The following is a 17,777-nucleotide window of genomic DNA, read 5'->3' on the forward strand; positions in this document are numbered from 1 at the left end:
ACCCACGACCTTAAAAATTTTCCCACCAGTTAAAAAAGTTTCCAGAAACCTCTGGACGCGTTGTCTCCTTTCGCCTATAAAACAGCCTTCATGAATATTTAATTCCTGATAGGAATTTTTATTCATCTGCAAAATACCCGTTCACCCCTGAATTTTTCGCGCTGATCGTTATCCGTTTGCTGAACTACCGCCATCTTCCAGAGGACATGCCATGCAACACGAAAAGAACCATTTCATTCTCAAGATCAGCTGTCCGGCGACCTCCGGCATCGTTGCGGCGGTCACCTCTTACCTGGCGGGCAACAGCTGCTACATCGGTGAAATGGCGCAGTTCGACGACGAATTCAGCGGCAAATTCTTCATGCGCGCGGTGTTCCGTTTCAACGACGGTCACGCCGGCGAGATCGCCCAGCTCAAGGCCGGTTTCGAAGACGTGGCCAAGGCGTTCGATATGCAGTGGGAACTGCACGACACCCGCGAGCCCATGCGTGTGCTGCTGATGGTGAGCAAGTTTGATCACTGCCTCACCGACCTGCTCTACCGCTACCACAAGGGCGAGATGGAAATGACCATCACCGCCATCGTTTCCAACCACCTCGACCTGCGCCCCATGGCCGAGCGCGAAGGCATTCGTTTCATCTACCTGCCGGTGACCAAAGACACCAAGGCCCAGCAGGAGGCGGCGCTGATGAGAGTGGTCGACGAGACCGGCACCGATCTGGTGGTCCTCGCCCGCTACATGCAAATCCTCTCCGATGACCTGTGCAAGCAACTGTCGGGCCGAGCCATCAACATTCACCACTCGTTTCTCCCTGGCTTCAAAGGCGCCAAGCCTTATCACCAGGCTTACGAGCGTGGCGTCAAGCTGATCGGCGCCACCGCCCATTACGTCACCAGCGACCTGGACGAAGGCCCGATCATCGAGCAGGAAGTGCAGCGCGTGGATCACGTCTACCTGCCGGATGATCTCGTCGCCACAGGTCGTGACACCGAAACTGTTGCCCTGTCGAAGGCGGTGAAATACCACCTGGAGCATCGGGTTTTCCTCAACAAGGACAGAACGGTAATCTTCCGGTGAGCACTTCCAAAATAATCGATGGCAAAGCCGCAGCCGACCGCGTACTCGCTCACGTCAAAGCCGACGTGCAGAAACTGAAACTCGAAGGCATTGAGCCTGCGCTGGCAGTGATTCTGGTGGGTCAGGACCCGGCCAGTCAGGTCTACGTGCGCAACAAGATCCTGCGCGCTGAAGAGGCCGGGATTCGCTCGCTGGAGTACCGCCTGAGCGCCGACACCTCTCAGGCGCAGCTGCTCAAGCTGATCGCCGAACTGAACGCAGATGACGGCGTCACCGGCATCCTCCTGCAGTTGCCGCTGCCTGCACACGTCGAAGAAACCCGTGCCCTGCAGGCCATCGCGCCGGGCAAGGACGTCGACGGTTTTCACAGCGAAAACGTCGGCGGCCTGAGCCAGGGGCGCGATGTACTGACGCCCTGCACGCCCAGCGGCTGCATGCAGTTGCTCGAAGACGCCTGCGGTGACCTGAGCGGCAAGCACGCAGTGGTCATCGGTCGCTCGAACATCGTCGGCAAACCCATGGCCGCCCTGCTGCTCAAGGCCCACTGCTCGGTGACCGTGGTGCATTCACGCAGTGTCGACGCCAAGGCTCTGTGCCGTCAGGCCGACATCGTCGTCGCCGCCGTCGGCCGCCCACGGATGATCGACGCCAGCTGGCTCAAGCCAGGTGCAGTGGTCATCGACGTCGGCATCAACCGTATTGAAGAAGATGGCCGCAGCCGCCTGGTGGGTGACGTCGATTTCGACAGCGCCCTGCCCCAGGTTTCGGCGATCACCCCGGTGCCGGGTGGCGTCGGCCCGATGACCATCGCCTTCCTGATGAAAAACACCGTGACCGCTGCCGTTCAGCAGGCCCACGCGCAGCGGTCCCAATTGCACAGCAGCACCTCGGAGGCCGTATGCCTTTCAATCTCCTGAAATACGGGCTCAGCTCGGAATACCCGGTCGAGGTCGATCTGCCTGCGCCGAAAGAACTCAAATCCTCTTACGACGTGGTGATCATCGGCGGCGGCGGCCATGGCCTGGCCACCGCGTACTACCTGTCGAAATACCACGGCATCACCAACGTCGCGGTGCTGGAAAAAGGCTATCTGGGTGGCGGCAACACGGCGCGAAACACCGCCGTGATCCGCTCCAATTACCTGACCAGCGAAGGCGTGCGTTTCTACGCCGAATCGGTGCGCATGTTCGAAGGCCTCTCCAACGAGTTTGACTTCAACATCATGTATTCGCACCGGGGCCAGCTGACCCTGGCCCACACCGACGCCACTGTGCGTTCGTTCCGTCAGCGCGCAGAGGTCAACAAACACTTCGGCGGTCGCACCGAGATGATCGACCGCCAGCAGATTCGCGAACTGGTGCCGTCGCTCAACCTTGATCCGGGGTACATCCCCGTACTTGCCGGCCTGTGGCACATCGACGGCGCCACGGCGCGGCACGATGCCGTGGCCTGGGGTTACGCCAAGCAGGCGGCCAAGCGTGGCGTGGAGATTCATCAGCTCACTGAAGTTCAGGAACTGGTCATCGAAAACGGCACCATCACGGCGGTCAAAACCAATCGCGGCACCATCAAGTGCGGCTGCGCGGTTCAGGCGGTCGCAGGCATGAGCTCGCAGCTGATGAAGAAGGCCGGGATTCGCTCGCCGATCCAGACCTTCCCGCTGCAAGCCATGGTCACCCAGCCATTCAAGCCCTTCCTCGACCCGCTGGTGAGTTCGTCCGCCCTGCACTGCTACGTGCAGCAGACCAGCCGGGGCGAAGTGGTGTTTGGGGGCGGGTCTGATCCCTACCCGCTGTTCAACACCCGCTCGACACTCGATCTGAAAGAAAGCCTGCTGGCCCACGCCATCGAAATGTTCCCGTTCCTGGCCAACGCCAAGCTGATGCGCCAGTGGGCCGGGATCACCGACATGACCCCGGATTACAGCCCGATCATGGGCCTGTCGCCGGTGAAGAATTACTACCTGGACGCTGGCTGGGGCACGTGGGGTTTCAAGGCCACGCCGATTTGCGGCAAGACCATGGCTGAGCTGGTCGCCAGCGGCGGCAAGGTGCCGGAACTGATTAGACCGTTCGGTCTGGAGCGGTTTTCGACCTTCCAGCAAGTCAACGAAATGGGCGCGACAGCGGCCAGTCACTGACCGCCATTGAGTAAGGAGAGAGAGATGAAAGTCATGACTTGCCCGCTCAACGGGCCGCGCAATATCAGCGAATTCACCTACGGCGGAGAGTTCAAGCAGATGCCCGATCCTCAGACCTGCAGCGACGCCGAGTGGGCCGATTACGTGTTCAACTGCGAAGACGTTCTGGGTGTGGTTCGCGAATGGTGGATGCACAATCCGTCCAGCTATTGGTTCCTGGCCGAGCGCCACACCGGCAGCGACGAAATCCTGCGCACCCTCGATCCCAAAGAGCTGTTCAGCCAGCGCGTCGAGTTCATCGCCGCTGCCAAGGAGACCGCCCGATGAGCCGCCTTCCCGCCCCCATGGGTCTGTTGATCGACCGCAATCAGCCGCTGGATTTCACTTTCGATGGCAAGCCGTATCAGGGCTTTGCCGGCGACAGCATCGCCAGCGCCCTGCTTGCCAACGGCCGCTTTCTGCTGTCTCGCTCGTTCAAATACCACCGCCCACGCGGCCCCCTGACCATGGCCGGGCAAGACGCCAACACGTTGGTGCAGCTGCCCAGCGAGCCCAACGTGCTGGCCGACAGTCACTTGCTGGAAAGCGGCGTTCAGGTCACCGGGCAGAACTTCAACGGCTCGCTGGACAACGACAAGGACGCTTACCTCGGCAAGTTCTCCAAGTTCATGCCGGTGGGCTTTTATTACCGCTCGTTATACAAGCCCAAGGGCGCGTGGAAACTCTGGGAGCCGATCATTCGCAAGAAGGCCGGCCTGGGTGTGCTCGATCTGAAATTCCAGCCCGAGTATTACGACAAAGCCTATCTGTTCGCTGATCTGGCCGTGATCGGCGCAGGCCCTGCCGGTCTTCAGGCCGCACTGACTGCCGCCAACGCTGGCGCCAAAGTGCTGCTGATCGAGCAACAGCCGGTCCTCGGCGGCTCGCTGACTTACGCCCGCTTCGATCTCGAAGGCACTCGCTCCGAGACCGTGCGCACTGAATTGGTCAGCGCCGTCGAAGGCCACGCCAACATTCGCGTGCTGAAAAAAGCCACCTGCAACGCCTGGTTCACTGACAACTACCTGCCGGTGATTCAGGGCATGCGCATGTACAAAGTGCGCGCCGCGCAATGCCTGATCGCCAGTGGCTCGTTCGACCAGCCGGTGATTTTCCGTAACAACGATTTGCCCGGCGTGATGCTGACCAGTGCCGCGCAACGCCTGATGAAGCTCTACGCAGTCAAGCCGGGCAAGCGCGCTGTGGTGCTGACGGGCAACGATGACGGTTATCTGGCCGCGCTGGACCTGCACGATCAGGGCGTTGAAATGGCTGCGCTGGTGGACATGCGCAGCAACCCCGCCGACCGCGCCCTGCTGCTGGCGCTGGAAAAGCGCGGCATCACCTGCCATCTCGGCAGCACGGTATTTGAGGCGCGGCACGAAAAAGGCATGCGTCACGTCAGCGGCGCCGACATCCGCACGATCACCGGGCAAGGTCAGGTCGCCGGCAGCGGGTTGGTTCTCGATTGCGATCTGCTGTGCATGTCCGGCGGCTATATGCCGGTCTATCAGTTGCTGTGTCAGGCGGGCGGCAAGTTGGCCTACGACGACCAACTGGCGGAATTCACCCTCAGCGGCCTGCCGAAAAACCTCAGCGTTGCGGGGTCGGCCCATGGTTATCACGCGCTGGACAATGTGCTGGCCGACGCTATTCATGCCGCTGCCGATATCGTCATGGCGCTTGATCTGGAACTGGCCGCCAAGCCTCTGGCGATGCGCCCTGAAGCGCAGGTCAACTTCCCGTGGCCGATCTTTCCGCACCCCAAAGGCAAGGATTTCGTCGACTTCGATGAAGACCTGCAAGTGCGCGACATCATCAACGCCACCAAAATCGGCTATCGCGACGTGCAGCTGGTCAAGCGCTACTCCACTGTAGGAATGGGCCCATCCCAAGGGCGTCATTCGGCATTGCCGACAGCGCGACTGGTTGCTGCCTCGACCCAGCGCAGCATCAGCGAAATTGGCGTCACCACAGCTCGTCCGCCCTTTGAGGCCGAGAAACTGGCCCACGTCGCAGGGCGTGCGTTTGACCCGTACCGGCAGACGCCAATGCACAAACGGCATGTGGAGGCTGGCGCGAAAATGATGCCCGCCGGCATCTGGCAGCGTCCGGCTTATTACGGCAAGACCACCGAGCGTGAGGCCTGCATGCAGGCCGAAGCGCTGCACGTGCGCAACAAGGTCGGCATCATCGACGTATCGACCCTGGGCGGTCTGGACGTGCGCGGCCCGGACGCCGCCGAATTGCTCAACCGCATGTACACCTTCGCCTTCCTCAAGCAGCCGATCGGTCGCTCCCGTTATGCGCTGATGACCAACGAGCACGGCGTGGTCATTGACGATGGCGTGTGCGCACGCTTCGGCGAGCACCATTTTTACGTCACCGCCACCACCAGCGGCGTTGATCGCATTTATCAGCAAATGCTCAAGTGGAACGCACAGTGGCGCCTGAATGTGGACATCGCTAACGTCACGGCGGCGATTTCGGCGGTCAACGTGGCAGGACCGGATTCACGCAAAGTGCTGGAAAAGGTCTGCCAGGATCTGGATCTGTCGGCTGAAGGTTTTCCTTATCTGGGTGTGCGTCAGGGCACCGTGGCGGGGATCAAGGCGCGCTTGCTGCGGGTCGGTTTCGTCGGCGAACTGGGCTATGAAATCCACGTTCCCGCTCGTCACGCATTGAAGCTGTGGGACGCATTGATGGAAGCCGGCAAGGCCTTCGATATCCGCCCGTTCGGCGTCGAAACCCAGCGTCTGCTGCGTCTGGAGAAAGGCCACGTGATCATCAGTCAGGACACCGACGGCATGACCCATCCGGGCGAGATCGACATGGGTTGGGCGGTGAGCCGTACCAAGCCGTTCTTCGTCGGCCGCCGCTCGGTGGATATCCTCGAAGCCCAGCCGCAGAAACGCAAACTGGTGGGTTTCACGCTGCCCAAGGCCAGCCCGCAACCGCTGGAAGGCCATCTGGTGCTCAGCGGTCCGGACATCAGCGGCAACGTGACGTCCTGCGAGTACTCGCAATCCCTGGACAAGATCATCGGTCTGGCCTACGCCGCGTTCGATCAAAGCCAGCCAGGGCAGCAGATTCCGATTCGTGTCGAGGACGGCGTGATCGTCCAGGCCACCGTGGTAAAACTGCCTTTCTTCGATCCTGAAAACCAGCGCCAGGAGCTCTGACATGTCGAGCCTCAACACAGAAAGCTACATCGAACCCGCTCCGCTTCAGCTCGGCGCTCTACAGCAATGTGTGCTCGTCGATCTGACCGAGATGCCGAGGGTTGGTTTTCGCGGTCAGCAGAGCGCCGATTACTTGCAGGCCCGTGGCTTCAGCCTGCCGGATGCGCCGAACCGGGCGGTCACTCAGGCCGATGGCAGCCATGTGGCACGTCTGTCACAGACTGAATACCTGATCCTCGGCAGTCTTCAGGACCGTGGCGAACGCGTCGCCGATGAGGAAGCGCGCTGGGAGCTGGATCACAGCGCCAACTATCTGCTGCCCCGGGAGGACAGCCACGCCTGGCTGCACTTGAGCGGCGTGTGCATCGCTGAGGTCATGGCCAAGCTCTGCGGCGTCGACCTGCGCCCTGCCGCCTTCCCGCCGGGCGCAGTTGCGCAGACCTCTGCGGCGCGCATCAACGTGATCGTAATCAATCTGGGATCGAAAGGACAACCGACATTCCAGATCCTCTTCGACCGTGCGTCTATTAAATATTTCAAGGACGCGGTGCTGGATGCCATGGCCGAATTCGATGGGCAGGAGCTGGAGATAGAAACACTTCAGTGAGCTCTAACCTTGCAGCAAATCATTTTACCGGCAGTGGCGATTTCAATGATGTCACCGCCTGCAAACCATGGGACCACAGACAGTACAAAGGTCGTTATCAAGGAGTATCCATGAACATAGCTGAAGTGCCTGACAAGGAAGCCGACTACAGCGTCCCCGCCCTCGCCCGCGGTCTCAGCGTACTGGGTATGTTCAACGCCCACACACGCAGCCTGAGCCTCCAAGAAATCGCCGAGCGACTGGGCGTTAGCAACTCGGCGGTTTACCGCATTCTGTTCACGTTAACCAACATGGGTTATCTGAACAAGCACAACACCCAGTACGAACTCGGCGCGCGGGTCATCAGCGACGGCTTCAGTTACCTGGCAAGTCGAGACATCGTCGAAGTGGCGATGCGGCACCTCAACGAACTGCGTGATCGCACCTCGTTGTCCTGCCACCTGAGCATTCGCGAGCAGACCGATAGCCTGTACCTGTATCGCGCGTTTGCCGCGCAAAGGCTTTCCGTGAATATTCCAGTAGGTACCCGCATCGCCTGTCACTGCACGGCTATGGGCCGCATGCTCCTCACCTCATTGAGTGAAATAGAGCTAGGGCAGTTATATCAGCTTGTCCGGCTGGACGATTATCCAGCACCCGCACCGCGTACGTTGCTTGAGCTACAAAATTTGATTAGCGAAGACCGAGACAGGGGCTGGGTATTGCACCGATCCGATTACTCAACCGCAATTGCCGCGCCGATCAGAGATCATAACGGACACGTCGTGGCCGCGATCAATCTCTCCGGCCCAGATGCGGTGATGGACTCTGAGGACGTTAAAGAGCAATTTCGAGCTTTACTACTGGCAAGTAGTATAAGCATCAGTAATGAACTGGGTTATTCCCATCCATTTGGTTAGATGAAAATAGCGACTGTTTGGCGTCCCGTTAATACCTGCACTCCACTCTCATCCCACACATCTAAGCTCTGCAAAGAGTAACCATTACCGGCTTTTCGGCTAAATGTACGTATCAAAAACCAGCCACCTACAGTCGAAGGATTTGGTAAATCGAATGTCCAAGAAACAGTGCTAAATAACGCGGGCGCATCAAAACAAGCACTGACACCCGGTGGCACGCAATCAGCGAGTGCAATCAGCGCAACAGTGGAGTCGATGCCTTCGGCGTCAACATGTCTAGCCCAGACGATTAACTCTGGTATCGCTGCACCTGAAAACGGTAACGCACCGCCTGCCGGACGAAATTCAAAGTTTTGAGCGCAAGGAGGAGCATTATGGTCTAACACTAAAGTTGGGAAGATATGCGGACCACCTACATCAGGCATTCGCGTAAAATCGTGGATAATCTTACTCACCCGGGGGCGAGCAAACTGCATGACCATATGTAGAATATGCCTATCTTCAGACACAGTGTCTGCCACCATTGAGATCAGCGACTTCCCCTCATACAAGTGCGTCGCGCTGAACGTCTGAGATGCAGAGCAAGGACCCAAAAATGACACATGGGCAGACATCAGGGGGGGCAGTTCCTCTGGAGCCTCTAGCATCGCTGTATGCAACGAAAGCGCGGCGGACAAGCCACCATAAACGGTTCGTCCTTGAAGCCAGTCTGATGGTGGGGAAAACGGTTCAGTTGCTTTAAACTGCTGGAAAATATGGGTTAACGAACTCATTGCGTTCCCCGATCAGATGTATTGGGAATTAGAAGGATTGAACTTCAAACTTTACAAAGACTATCGAACCGAAATCATCAAGCCTATTAGCACTCTGAGAGATTGCTGTGGCTGTGTGACCGGTTGATTACGCGAACGAGCAGGAGTACAGCTGGGCGACAGGCGGTACTTATAGCGGTATGTTAGGTCTATTGTCGGAGTTTAAGCCACGGCGGCGGAAGCTGGCCATTATGGCGATCGGACTCCAGAAAAGCACAAAAACTGTCAAGCACTAGAATAAACGTTAGCTCATATTTTTGTGGTCGGCGCTGACCCCATTCAGGCCAGCGCCAGACTATCTATACAATTACCTTATACGAACTTCCTCGCCCTCACTTAATCACGATAGGGTTGACCGGAGCCCCGCTACCGCCTACAACCTTTAGTGGTGCTGCTGTATAAAGAAAAGTCCATTGACCATCACGTACGCAGTCTTCAGCGAGTGCATCCAGCGCGATGATCTCGCTGAATGTCACTCCTAAATTTCGCATAAGTGCATTATGCAGAGGTAACTGGACGCCGCTCACCGGATCAACAGTAACTTCGTTGGCGATTGTGTCGGTTACAAGGTTAGGAATTTCCATTTCATGAAACCAATGCACCAGCTCTGGGCTGAAGGTGAGACCAGGCTCTAGAAAATTGTCATAGAACTCTTCCGCTGAAACTTTATAAAACTTACCAATCCACCCAGTCCTGATAAGCAAAATATCATGCTTCTGGATCTCGACCCCCTGAGCCTTCGCGGCAGCGACGAGATCAACATGGTTGAATGTTTCACCTCGGTCCAAATATTCCTTGCCGCGGAATCTGGCCATATCGATCAAAATGCCACGGCCAACAATACCCCGCTCCGCTAATGGGAGGACGCTAGCCTTGCTAAGTCCTCCTACAGTCGTCATAGCATCAAATCCGTTATAAATCTGATCGCCATACCACGTGTGCCCGAGGGCATCGTACTGACTGGAACCTTGCAGATACATAACCATCATGTCATCGGCGTATTGAAGCCCTCCGGCAAGCGCGTCCGCCTTCCCGGCAACGTACATCCCTCGATCCATAACGTTCATTCGTTTTGCTCCGGTACGGCCCGGCCACACAGGGTCTCCATGGGGAGACCCCATGGGAACCTGCAGGGTAAACGTCTTACCCTGTCTGATGGCCGCAGCGCCCCGTAATACTTCATATGGATTTAGGAAGTTGAGCGCGCCCACCTCATCATCGTCCCCCCAACGACCCCAGTTTTTTGGCAGTTTTTCAAACAGTGCCGCGACACCTGGCACGTTACTTACGTCAGTACTTTCACACATAACGGACACCTTTTATTTTTATAGCCTACGAGGCGTTGATGGATCTTGTGTTCAGCCAACAAATGGCTGGTTTTCTACGCTCCATCGAATATGACGACAAACGTGCAGCCGATGAGAGCCTCTGAGCGGGTGGGGTTCTACCGCACTCAACCCATAGAAAATTTCCCAAAAAGTCTGTTAATAAGAACTTTTTTCTGAGCGCGCAAAAGTGGGTCGGTGAATGACACTCCTATCACGTCACTTGACCTTTGGATCGGGAGGGATGAACGCGCGCAGGAAAAACCTGAGATCAATATGAAGCGGCATCTGAGAGGCATCTGAGGTGCAAGGCCAATGCTTTTCAGGGGCTTTTTTTGCGTGGCTATGGATGAGAACCATGTGCAACCTCATATTTTTATTCTTTCTGGTCATACATCATTGATACATGTCTTACCAGATAGAAAAGCTAGCTACACCCAGCAAGCTTGTCAACTACAAAAAGTCGCAGCAAGCTCTTTGAACGCAACCTACCAGGCATATTGCACGAAGAAAAGGCGGCCTTGTCATGCAGCATTGGACTTGTAAGACCACCCTAAAATCCGCCACTATTCGGCATTACTGTTGCGCATGCTCAAAAACAGGATGGACAGATGAAAAGTGCGACCTCTCAAACGCCACAGCCGCTTCCGCTGGAAATCGTTCATTGGCTCACGGGGGAAATAAATTCAGGTCGATTGGCCACAGGTGATCAGCTGCCGAGCGAACGAAAACTGTGCGAACAGTTCTCCGTTAGCCGAGCTGTGGTGCGTGAAGCGCTGTCGCAACTCAAATTTGAAGACCTGATCACAACGCAACAGGGCAAAGGTGCCTTTGTCGCCAAGCGCGGAGAGCGGCACGCTTTTAGGCTGAGCGAGGTCTCGTTGGGCGAAGAAAACTCGCTCCTGCACATCTTGGAGTTTTTGATCACCATCGAAGTAGCTGCCACTCGTCTGGCGGCAACGCGTCACACCGCTGAGGACCTCAAAAGGATTCGCCAAGCTCTGATTGGCATGGAATATGCTATTGTCAACGATCGGCTAGGTGATGAGGAGGACTATGCGTTTCACCAGGCAATCTTTGCAGCGGCACATAACCCCCACTTCAAAGCGCTGAATGAGTATCTGGATCATAGTGTCCGTCGTCTTATACGCGAAGCACGAAGCAATACTGCCAAAAACTACCATGAGCTGGTCCAGGACGTACAAAACGAACACCAAGCAATTTTTTTGGCGATCCAAGCTAGAGACTCGGTGAAGGCGGGCGAAGCGGCAGAGCGGCATCTGCGTAATGCAGGCAAACGAATGAACATGTACATCGAAGACTGACACTCACGCCTTCTGTTCGATCCATCCTCTATCGGGTGACTTAACACCTGTGCGGAGAACGACGACCAGTGCTTATAATTGATCACAGATATAGAGGCTGGAGTGGAACGAACGCCTACTGGGCGGCGTCAACAGTTGATCAATACTACCACCATCATACAGCCGCTCCCCCGCTGCGCCGTTCGCTCCCATGCCGCCAATAGAGGGCAATGCGTTTATTGCAAGGGTCTGCCAAACGGAGACAAAAACTGCGTTGCTTCGACGGAAAATCTAGCAGCAAGTGTCAGCGCGTGTGAACTTCGACTGTAATTGCCGAAAAACTCTTTTATGCCACCCGAGTCTGCCCACAGTAGCATCGCCTTCTGTTGCCCAGTCACCCCATCAACCGCCTCCAACTCAACAGCCAAAGCGCCGTTGAGTAATGGACCAATCGCGAGGGAGGTAAGCGTGTTCAGCACTGGAGAGGCTTCCGTGATACGCGTAATGCGTACTTTGACACGAAGGATGGGATCAGCCACCCCCTCCCCGCCTGACAGGTAGAATTGTTTCTGCATTTCATTATGGAACTTGTCCTGTAACACGCCGAGAACTTCTGCACCTACCTCAGGGGAAATTTCTTCTGACCCGGCTGGAGAGATCAGAACCGGGTCAATTATCGCAAACCTATATCGACCAAAGTCGCCAGGTTGGGGAGGGATCGACATGACATTTTCTCCGCTCGGCACTAGCCCCTGATAAGACTGTGCCTGATCAGACCTCACTGGGGTATGCGATGCACACCCGCTTATGCTGCCAACCACAAGCGCTAACGCGAAGCCAAACCGCACCTGACACTTTGCCTTCGAAGGAGGGCATGACACCCCGCAAAACACTCTATTAAAAGGCTTCTTTCCAGATTCCAGCATAATTCTCACGTCCCTCTCAGGCATGGGAATGCCCAGGCCAGGGCCAAATATCATTAATTGGACGTCAGTGACCGTCATTCATCATGAAGCTAAGCATATTTATGCTTGAGCACTTTCTGAACGACTGAATATGCATAAGTCATCTAACAAAATAGCAAAATTAAGCGACCGGTAAGATAGCTCTAGATTAGCTCAAGGTGCGTCCCTGCCATCAACAAGTAAGCTCAACACCCACTGGCCCTTGGCCTATTGCTAAAGAGCGTGGCTATAAAAGAGTGAAAATGATTCGATCCCATCATTCGGCTCTTTAATGCCTGCGTTTGAGTAATGAATCACTCGAGCACCCACGCGTTGCGTGTCGCCAATCTTCAAACCTACACCTAAACGATCTTCAAAATTGAAAGCAGATCCAAACTCTCTGTCGCCTGCACTACTGCCGGAAAAAACCGAAACCCCCACTCCCAATTCTATAAAAGGCTTAATATTGGAAGAGCCGAACTCATAAACAAAAACGGGAGCAAAAGAGAGCGAGTGTCGTGCCCCGGCTTTTTTACCTGATTCCCAGTAGGTATAACCGTAATCCCAATACCCTGTCAGTTTACCTGTCGAACTTTGCAGCCAAGACTGATCCCAATTTACTCCCACGCCTGCGCGAGCAGTTAAGCCACCCTGACTGGTCGATCCAATAGCCGAAGACAACTCAATCGCTTGAGCACCAAAAGATAGAGGTAAGAGTGCAAGCGCACCCAAGATGATTTTTTTCATATGAATACCTGCTCGTAGCCAGCATTATGAGTGAGTGCTATATCAGCCCCACCTATTAGAAAATAGGGATGACTCTATAAATCGGTCTTAGGAGAGCAATGCCGCGCCATGACACTCTCCATTATTAGAACTAACAGCCTGTTCAGGTCATTCAGCTGGCGTGCTGCGCCCCTAGTTCGATTAACAACACTCCGCCGACGATGAAGATAATCCCTAACCCCATTAATTTGGTCAGTGGATCCTTGAAAAGTAGCTTTGCAACAATTGCCGTCAGTGCGACGCCGCTTGCAGACCAGACACCGTAGGCCACCCCAATACTCACCCCCTCAGCGAGGGTTAAGCTAAGCAGCGAAAAGGCAACCAAGTAGGATGCCGCAACGGGCAAAATCCAGATTTTGCGGCGAAAACCATCCGAAGCACGCATGGATAGTGTTCCGCTGACTTCAAACAAAATCGCGCCGATCAAATAGAACCAACTCATAGTGTTTGCTCCACTTTCCCATGCGCCGCACCTGCGCCCATTTCGACCAACCACACGCCGGCAATGATGCAAGCAATCCCCAGGCCCATGATCCAACTCAGGGAATCATCGAAAATAACGTGTGCCATGACCGCTGTAAGCGCAACGCCACAAGCAGCCCAAATACCGTAGGCCACGCCAATAGCCATGCCCTTACGAAGAACCATCGAGAGCGATACGAAGGCGCCCACGTACCCGCAGACGACCACAACGAACCATTGAGGGTTATCCATAGCGGCTCGAAGTGAGAGCGTCGCCACCACTTCGAGCCCTATGGCTGCAAAAAGCCAAATCCACTTTTTCATCAGGTTACCTCTTAACTCCCTAAGTATTAGTTTGCCCCAGCCAGAGCTGCTAGAGAGGCATTGGTTTGACAACCAGCATTCGAGTCCGCCATCCAATGTGTCGCCGAACCCACGATACGACTGCCGAGTTCTTTAACTATTCGTTGGTGAGCCAGCACTAAGGCCTCTATTCCAGTACCGGCGTCCTGACGCATCACTGAGCTGCAGGTCAGGCTTCGATGAGCACCATCAGTCCCGGTGCGTCTTAGGCTCCAAGCAGCCTCAATCAATGAGTACCGACCTGGAACCGACTCAAAACGACGTACGTCAACCTGGAGAGAAACATGGGGCAAGCCAGGCTCGCGTGCAAGCCCTGCTCCGTCGACGCGGCCCATTTGTAGCCTTAACTCATGCCTCAACGCCGCTCTCACTTCATCTGCCAAGGGCGCGGCCCAGCGCTCAGTTTCAAGTATCTGCATACTGCTTTCGCCTTGACGAACAACGATCTGAGGCTGATCAACCTGAACGGGAACATTGACCGTCGTAAGTGAATATTGAAATGGCACGGCGGCGTTGGCGTTGACGGAATCTGTAGCAGGAACCAAGGTGTAATAGCGCGTGGGCGCAGAACTGCAAGCAGCCAGTGCCAGAAACGCCACGGACCAACAGAAACGTATGTTCACTTGGCAGACTCCGCCGGTTGAGCTGATGAGGCAGACGTGCTCGGACGAAAGCCATCGGGTTGACCTTCCTTTACTCGGCCGCGAATCAGCGCTTCGGGGTGTCGGCTCAAGAGATCACTGAGTACCCGCACTGATCGAGCGGAGCGCTGAACCTCATCCATAACTTGGCCAAATTGCTGGCGCTGTGGAGAGTCTTCAGCAAAACTTTCATTGACTACCGACAGTGTCTTTTGAGTCTGCCCCAAAGCATCCCGCATTTGCGGCAGGACTTGCCCGTTAACTTGCTGCAAGGTCTTACGCATCTCGACCAAGTTGGCATTGAGGTTATCCGCAATGCGTTCGACTGGAATTTTGCTCAATTTTTCCACGATACGCTGCACCTGATCCTGCAACTTGTCTAAACTCCCGGGGATCGTAGGCATTTCCATAGGTCTGGCCGCAAGGTTAAAAGGTACCGATTGAGCATGAGGGACGAAATCAAAAGAGACATAAAGCTGGCCCGTCAGCAAATTTGCCGTTTTGACCTGAGCGCGCAGCCCCTCTTTGACAAAGATCGATATCAACTGGGCTGATTTCTTACCGTCTTCATCATGACCAGCATCATAGGCCGTCAGTATTTGCTCATAGGCCTGGCCCAAGCGCTGGGGATAAATGACCGCACCGACCACGACTGCAAAGTTATTAGTCGAACGGTTGAAGTCCAAATCGGTTGACACCACCTTGCCGATATTTACCCCTAGAAACTCCACAGGCGCATTTATCGCCAAGCCGCGCATTGACTGATCAAAATGCATACGAATGAAGAACGGCTCACCATCAGGCGGTGCCAAAGCTGTTGCCTGATCTTTAAAGAGTGGAAACGCGCCGCGTTCGTCTGCTGCCTTCGCATCATTCCCATAGGGCGGTTCCATAAACGCAATGCCGCCCGACACAATCGAGGCGACTGACTGAGTATCAACCTTCAGCCCATCCGCTCCAAAGGTGACGTCCACACCGCTGGCGTTCCAGAAACGAGTGCCTGTGGTGATAAAGTCATCATTGGGAGCATTCACGAAAATCTCGATTTCTACGCCCTTACCGTCGGCAGACAACTGATATGAAACGACCTGCCCAACTTCGATGCGACGGTAATAGACAGGCGAACCAACGTCCAGTGAGCCAAGGTCATCTGCACTCAATGTGTAGCGCTTGCCTTTCTGCCCATAGGTAATTGGCGGTGGACTTTCCAAACCCTTAAAAACGATTCTGGTTTCAGGGGACTCACCAGGGTCAGCTCCGATGAAGGCGCCCGAAAAAAGCGTATCCACGCCTGAAATACCTTGCGCACCGATTCGAGGGCGAACCACCCAAAAGCGTGAATCCTGAGCTGTAAAGGCCTTGGCGGCGTGCTCTAACTGGACAGTCGCCACCGCGTGGTCGCGATCATCGCTCAAGGTAATGTCGGATACTTGCCCGATGACAACGTTTTTGTATTTGACCTGTGTTTTTCCAGCGACCAAGCCTTCAGCACTGAGAAAGGTGACTTTTATTTCAGGCCCCTTTGACAGGATGCTGTGAGCCGCCATTGATAAGCCAATTAATGCCGCCACTATGGGTAGTAACCAAACCAACGAGACCCCCTTACTTCGATCCTTTACACCCGGCGCTTCAGGCTTTCGTTGAGTTTTGACATTAAACTGATCAGACATCTTCAACCTCAGCATCCCACATAAGACGGGGATCGAAACTCATAGAGGCCAGCATGGTGAAGACCACGACAAGGCCGAAAAAAACAATCCCGATTCGTGGCTCGATATTGCTCAGCAATTCAAACTGCACCAGTGCGGCAAGCACAGCGACGACCAGCACGTCAAGCATCGACCAGTAGCCAATGCGCTCTACGACGCGATAGAGACGAGCGCGCTCCAAGGTGCGCCATTGGCTACGTCGCTGGGTGCTCATCAGTAACAGGAACATAATCAGAAACTTCATACAGGGCACTACAACACTGGCTATAAAAATGAGCGCCGCGATGTCCCATGCCCCGCCCTTCCAAAGTTCGAGCACACCACTCATGATCGTACTCTCGCGGCCATTACCGACAATATCGGTGCGCATCACCGGCAATAAATTGGCGGGGAGATAAAATAGCAAGCCCGTCAGAAGAAGCGACCAGGTTCTAACAAGGCTATTGGGTTTGCGTCTATGCAATGTCGCGCCACAGCGCGAACAAATTACTGCATCACTGGAACTTGCCTTCTTACAGGTGTGACAGAGAACCAGTTGCAACTCTGAAGCAATTGGCGGACGTTGAATCGTCATACGTCCTTTGCCTCATCCCATAGCCGCTGCATACTTTTGCTGGTGACAATGATGCTGACAACGCAGAGTAATACTAATGCAACCAGCCCCATACCTGGGCGCACATCTAACAGCCCACTTAGTTTAATGATGGCGACCAAAATACCGAGTAGACATACTTCCAGCATGCTCCAGGGCTTCAACTTCACTAAAAGCCGCATACACCCCATAAACCCCGGTGCACGCCTACCCTGGTAGGCAAATCCAAGCAACCAGCACAAGAGACCAATTTGCAGCCCTGGGGCTAGTATGATGCATACACCTGCTACGAAGGCAATTGGCGTAATATCTCCTCGTGCAAGTGCCCATACGGATGACCACAATGTTGCTTGATTCCCCGCACCCTGAAAACTTATATCGATTACGGGAAAAACATTAGCAAATACGAACAAAAGCGCGCTGGCTATCGAGATTGCAAACAACTGTTCAATCGTCAGCGCTGAACCTTGCTGGAGCACACCATCGCAACGCGTGCAAATGGATGTCTGACCTGGCTTCAGCGGCAAGGATTCGAAGACTGAATCGCAGTGCTCACAGATAATCCAGTCATCACACTGATGCATAAGAGTGTTCCTAAACGTTGTTCCGGCAGTCAATTCGACTAATACGCAAACGCAGAAAGCGGACTTAGACATGCTCACTGACTTGAATAATAAGTGCACACCAACATAAACCACGCCGGCACACCAATAAGCACTCGGAACAAGGCTACACCCTGTTTTTCAATAAACGGTTTGGAAAATATCAAGATTTGATCAAGATGTTACACAGACGTTAATCGGATCCTGATTTCGCCGCTTCGAGTACGTTTGGCGGGCCAAGGACCGAGAATCCTGCTACCCGCCTTCAACGCTGTCGGGACGCATCCGAGAC

At 54.9% G+C, this 17,777-nt stretch carries 18 protein-coding genes; 8 read left to right on the forward strand and 10 right to left on the reverse strand.

What is annotated here, in order from left to right; genetic code table 11:
* Positions 1–211: 211 nt before the first annotated feature.
* The 7 genes from purU to P5706_RS16755 all read left to right on the forward strand — a co-directional run bounded on the left by purU (position 212) and on the right by P5706_RS16755 (position 7,945).
* The gene (gene purU, locus P5706_RS16725; RefSeq protein WP_070413560.1) at positions 212–1,078 is read left to right on the forward strand and encodes a formyltetrahydrofolate deformylase; all 867 of its coding nucleotides are present in this window, start codon (positions 212–214) and stop codon (positions 1,076–1,078) included.
* Positions 1,075–1,995: a bifunctional methylenetetrahydrofolate dehydrogenase/methenyltetrahydrofolate cyclohydrolase FolD gene (gene folD, locus P5706_RS16730; RefSeq protein ID WP_070413559.1), complete on the forward strand. Its 921-nt coding sequence runs from the start codon at positions 1,075–1,077 to the stop codon at positions 1,993–1,995. The genes purU and folD overlap by 4 nt, the downstream gene beginning before the upstream one ends.
* Positions 1,977–3,218 (forward strand): FAD-dependent oxidoreductase, encoded by a 1,242-nt coding sequence (locus tag P5706_RS16735; protein WP_070413558.1) that lies wholly within the window; start codon positions 1,977–1,979, stop codon positions 3,216–3,218. The genes folD and P5706_RS16735 overlap by 19 nt, the downstream gene beginning before the upstream one ends.
* Positions 3,219–3,242: 24 nt before the next feature.
* Positions 3,243–3,545 (forward strand): sarcosine oxidase subunit delta, encoded by a 303-nt coding sequence (locus P5706_RS16740; protein WP_070413557.1) that lies wholly within the window; start codon positions 3,243–3,245, stop codon positions 3,543–3,545.
* Positions 3,542–6,439 (forward strand): 2Fe-2S iron-sulfur cluster-binding protein, encoded by a 2,898-nt coding sequence (locus P5706_RS16745; protein WP_070413556.1) that lies wholly within the window; start codon positions 3,542–3,544, stop codon positions 6,437–6,439. The genes P5706_RS16740 and P5706_RS16745 overlap by 4 nt, the downstream gene beginning before the upstream one ends.
* Position 6,440: 1 nt before the next feature.
* Positions 6,441–7,046 carry a sarcosine oxidase subunit gamma gene (locus P5706_RS16750; RefSeq protein ID WP_070413555.1) on the forward strand — a complete coding sequence of 202 codons (606 nt, stop codon included), beginning with the start codon at positions 6,441–6,443 and terminating at the stop codon, positions 7,044–7,046.
* Between the two features lie 110 nt (positions 7,047–7,156).
* Entirely contained in the window at positions 7,157–7,945 is a 789-nt protein-coding gene (locus P5706_RS16755; RefSeq protein ID WP_078468118.1) for an IclR family transcriptional regulator, read from the forward strand.
* Here P5706_RS16755 and P5706_RS16760 read toward each other — a convergent pair.
* Complete coding sequence (locus P5706_RS16760; protein ID WP_078468119.1) at positions 7,942–8,718, reverse strand: acyl-CoA thioesterase; 777 nt, start codon at positions 8,716–8,718, stop codon at positions 7,942–7,944. The genes P5706_RS16755 and P5706_RS16760 overlap by 4 nt on opposite strands.
* A gap of 371 nt (positions 8,719–9,089) precedes the next feature.
* Positions 9,090–10,064, reverse strand: coding sequence for a cyclase family protein (locus tag P5706_RS16765; protein WP_054895803.1), 975 nt, complete (start codon positions 10,062–10,064; stop codon positions 9,090–9,092).
* 629 nt (positions 10,065–10,693) lie between these two features.
* On the opposite strand from P5706_RS16765, the gene P5706_RS16770 reads away from it, so the two are divergent.
* Positions 10,694–11,407, forward strand: a complete 714-nt coding sequence (locus P5706_RS16770; RefSeq protein ID WP_054895804.1) for a FadR/GntR family transcriptional regulator — start codon at positions 10,694–10,696, stop codon at positions 11,405–11,407.
* Positions 11,408–11,622: 215 nt separating this feature from the next.
* Here the strand turns inward: P5706_RS16770 and P5706_RS16775 are convergent, their stop codons facing one another.
* The 8 genes from P5706_RS16775 to P5706_RS16810 all read right to left on the reverse strand — a co-directional run bounded on the left by P5706_RS16775 (position 11,623) and on the right by P5706_RS16810 (position 17,467).
* Positions 11,623–12,390 (reverse strand): DUF3313 family protein, encoded by a 768-nt coding sequence (locus P5706_RS16775; RefSeq protein ID WP_070413553.1) that lies wholly within the window; start codon positions 12,388–12,390, stop codon positions 11,623–11,625.
* Between the two features lie 174 nt (positions 12,391–12,564).
* On the reverse strand, positions 12,565–13,077 hold the full coding sequence (locus P5706_RS16780) for an acyloxyacyl hydrolase (RefSeq protein ID WP_078466820.1): 513 nt from the start codon (positions 13,075–13,077) through the stop codon (positions 12,565–12,567).
* 151 nt (positions 13,078–13,228) lie between these two features.
* Positions 13,229–13,558, reverse strand: a complete 330-nt coding sequence (locus tag P5706_RS16785; RefSeq protein WP_054895806.1) for a DMT family transporter — start codon at positions 13,556–13,558, stop codon at positions 13,229–13,231.
* Complete coding sequence (locus P5706_RS16790; RefSeq protein WP_070413552.1) at positions 13,555–13,902, reverse strand: DMT family transporter; 348 nt, start codon at positions 13,900–13,902, stop codon at positions 13,555–13,557. The genes P5706_RS16785 and P5706_RS16790 overlap by 4 nt, the downstream gene beginning before the upstream one ends.
* Positions 13,903–13,928: 26 nt before the next feature.
* Positions 13,929–14,564, reverse strand: coding sequence for a PqiC family protein (locus P5706_RS16795; RefSeq protein ID WP_070413551.1), 636 nt, complete (start codon positions 14,562–14,564; stop codon positions 13,929–13,931).
* Positions 14,561–16,252 (reverse strand): PqiB family protein, encoded by a 1,692-nt coding sequence (locus P5706_RS16800; protein ID WP_070413650.1) that lies wholly within the window; start codon positions 16,250–16,252, stop codon positions 14,561–14,563. Before P5706_RS16800 ends, P5706_RS16795 begins: the two co-directional genes overlap by 4 nt.
* Positions 16,245–16,865, reverse strand: a complete 621-nt coding sequence (locus P5706_RS16805) for a paraquat-inducible protein A (protein ID WP_054895808.1) — start codon at positions 16,863–16,865, stop codon at positions 16,245–16,247. Before P5706_RS16805 ends, P5706_RS16800 begins: the two co-directional genes overlap by 8 nt.
* A complete protein-coding gene (locus P5706_RS16810) occupies positions 16,862–17,467 on the reverse strand; it encodes a paraquat-inducible protein A (protein WP_070413550.1) in 606 nt (201 codons plus the stop codon). Before P5706_RS16810 ends, P5706_RS16805 begins: the two co-directional genes overlap by 4 nt.
* Positions 17,468–17,777 lie beyond the last annotated feature (310 nt).

The organism is Pseudomonas sp. ChxA (genome assembly GCF_030263855.1).
In the GTDB taxonomy this organism is placed as follows: domain Bacteria; phylum Pseudomonadota; class Gammaproteobacteria; order Pseudomonadales; family Pseudomonadaceae; genus Aquipseudomonas; species Aquipseudomonas fluorescens_CB.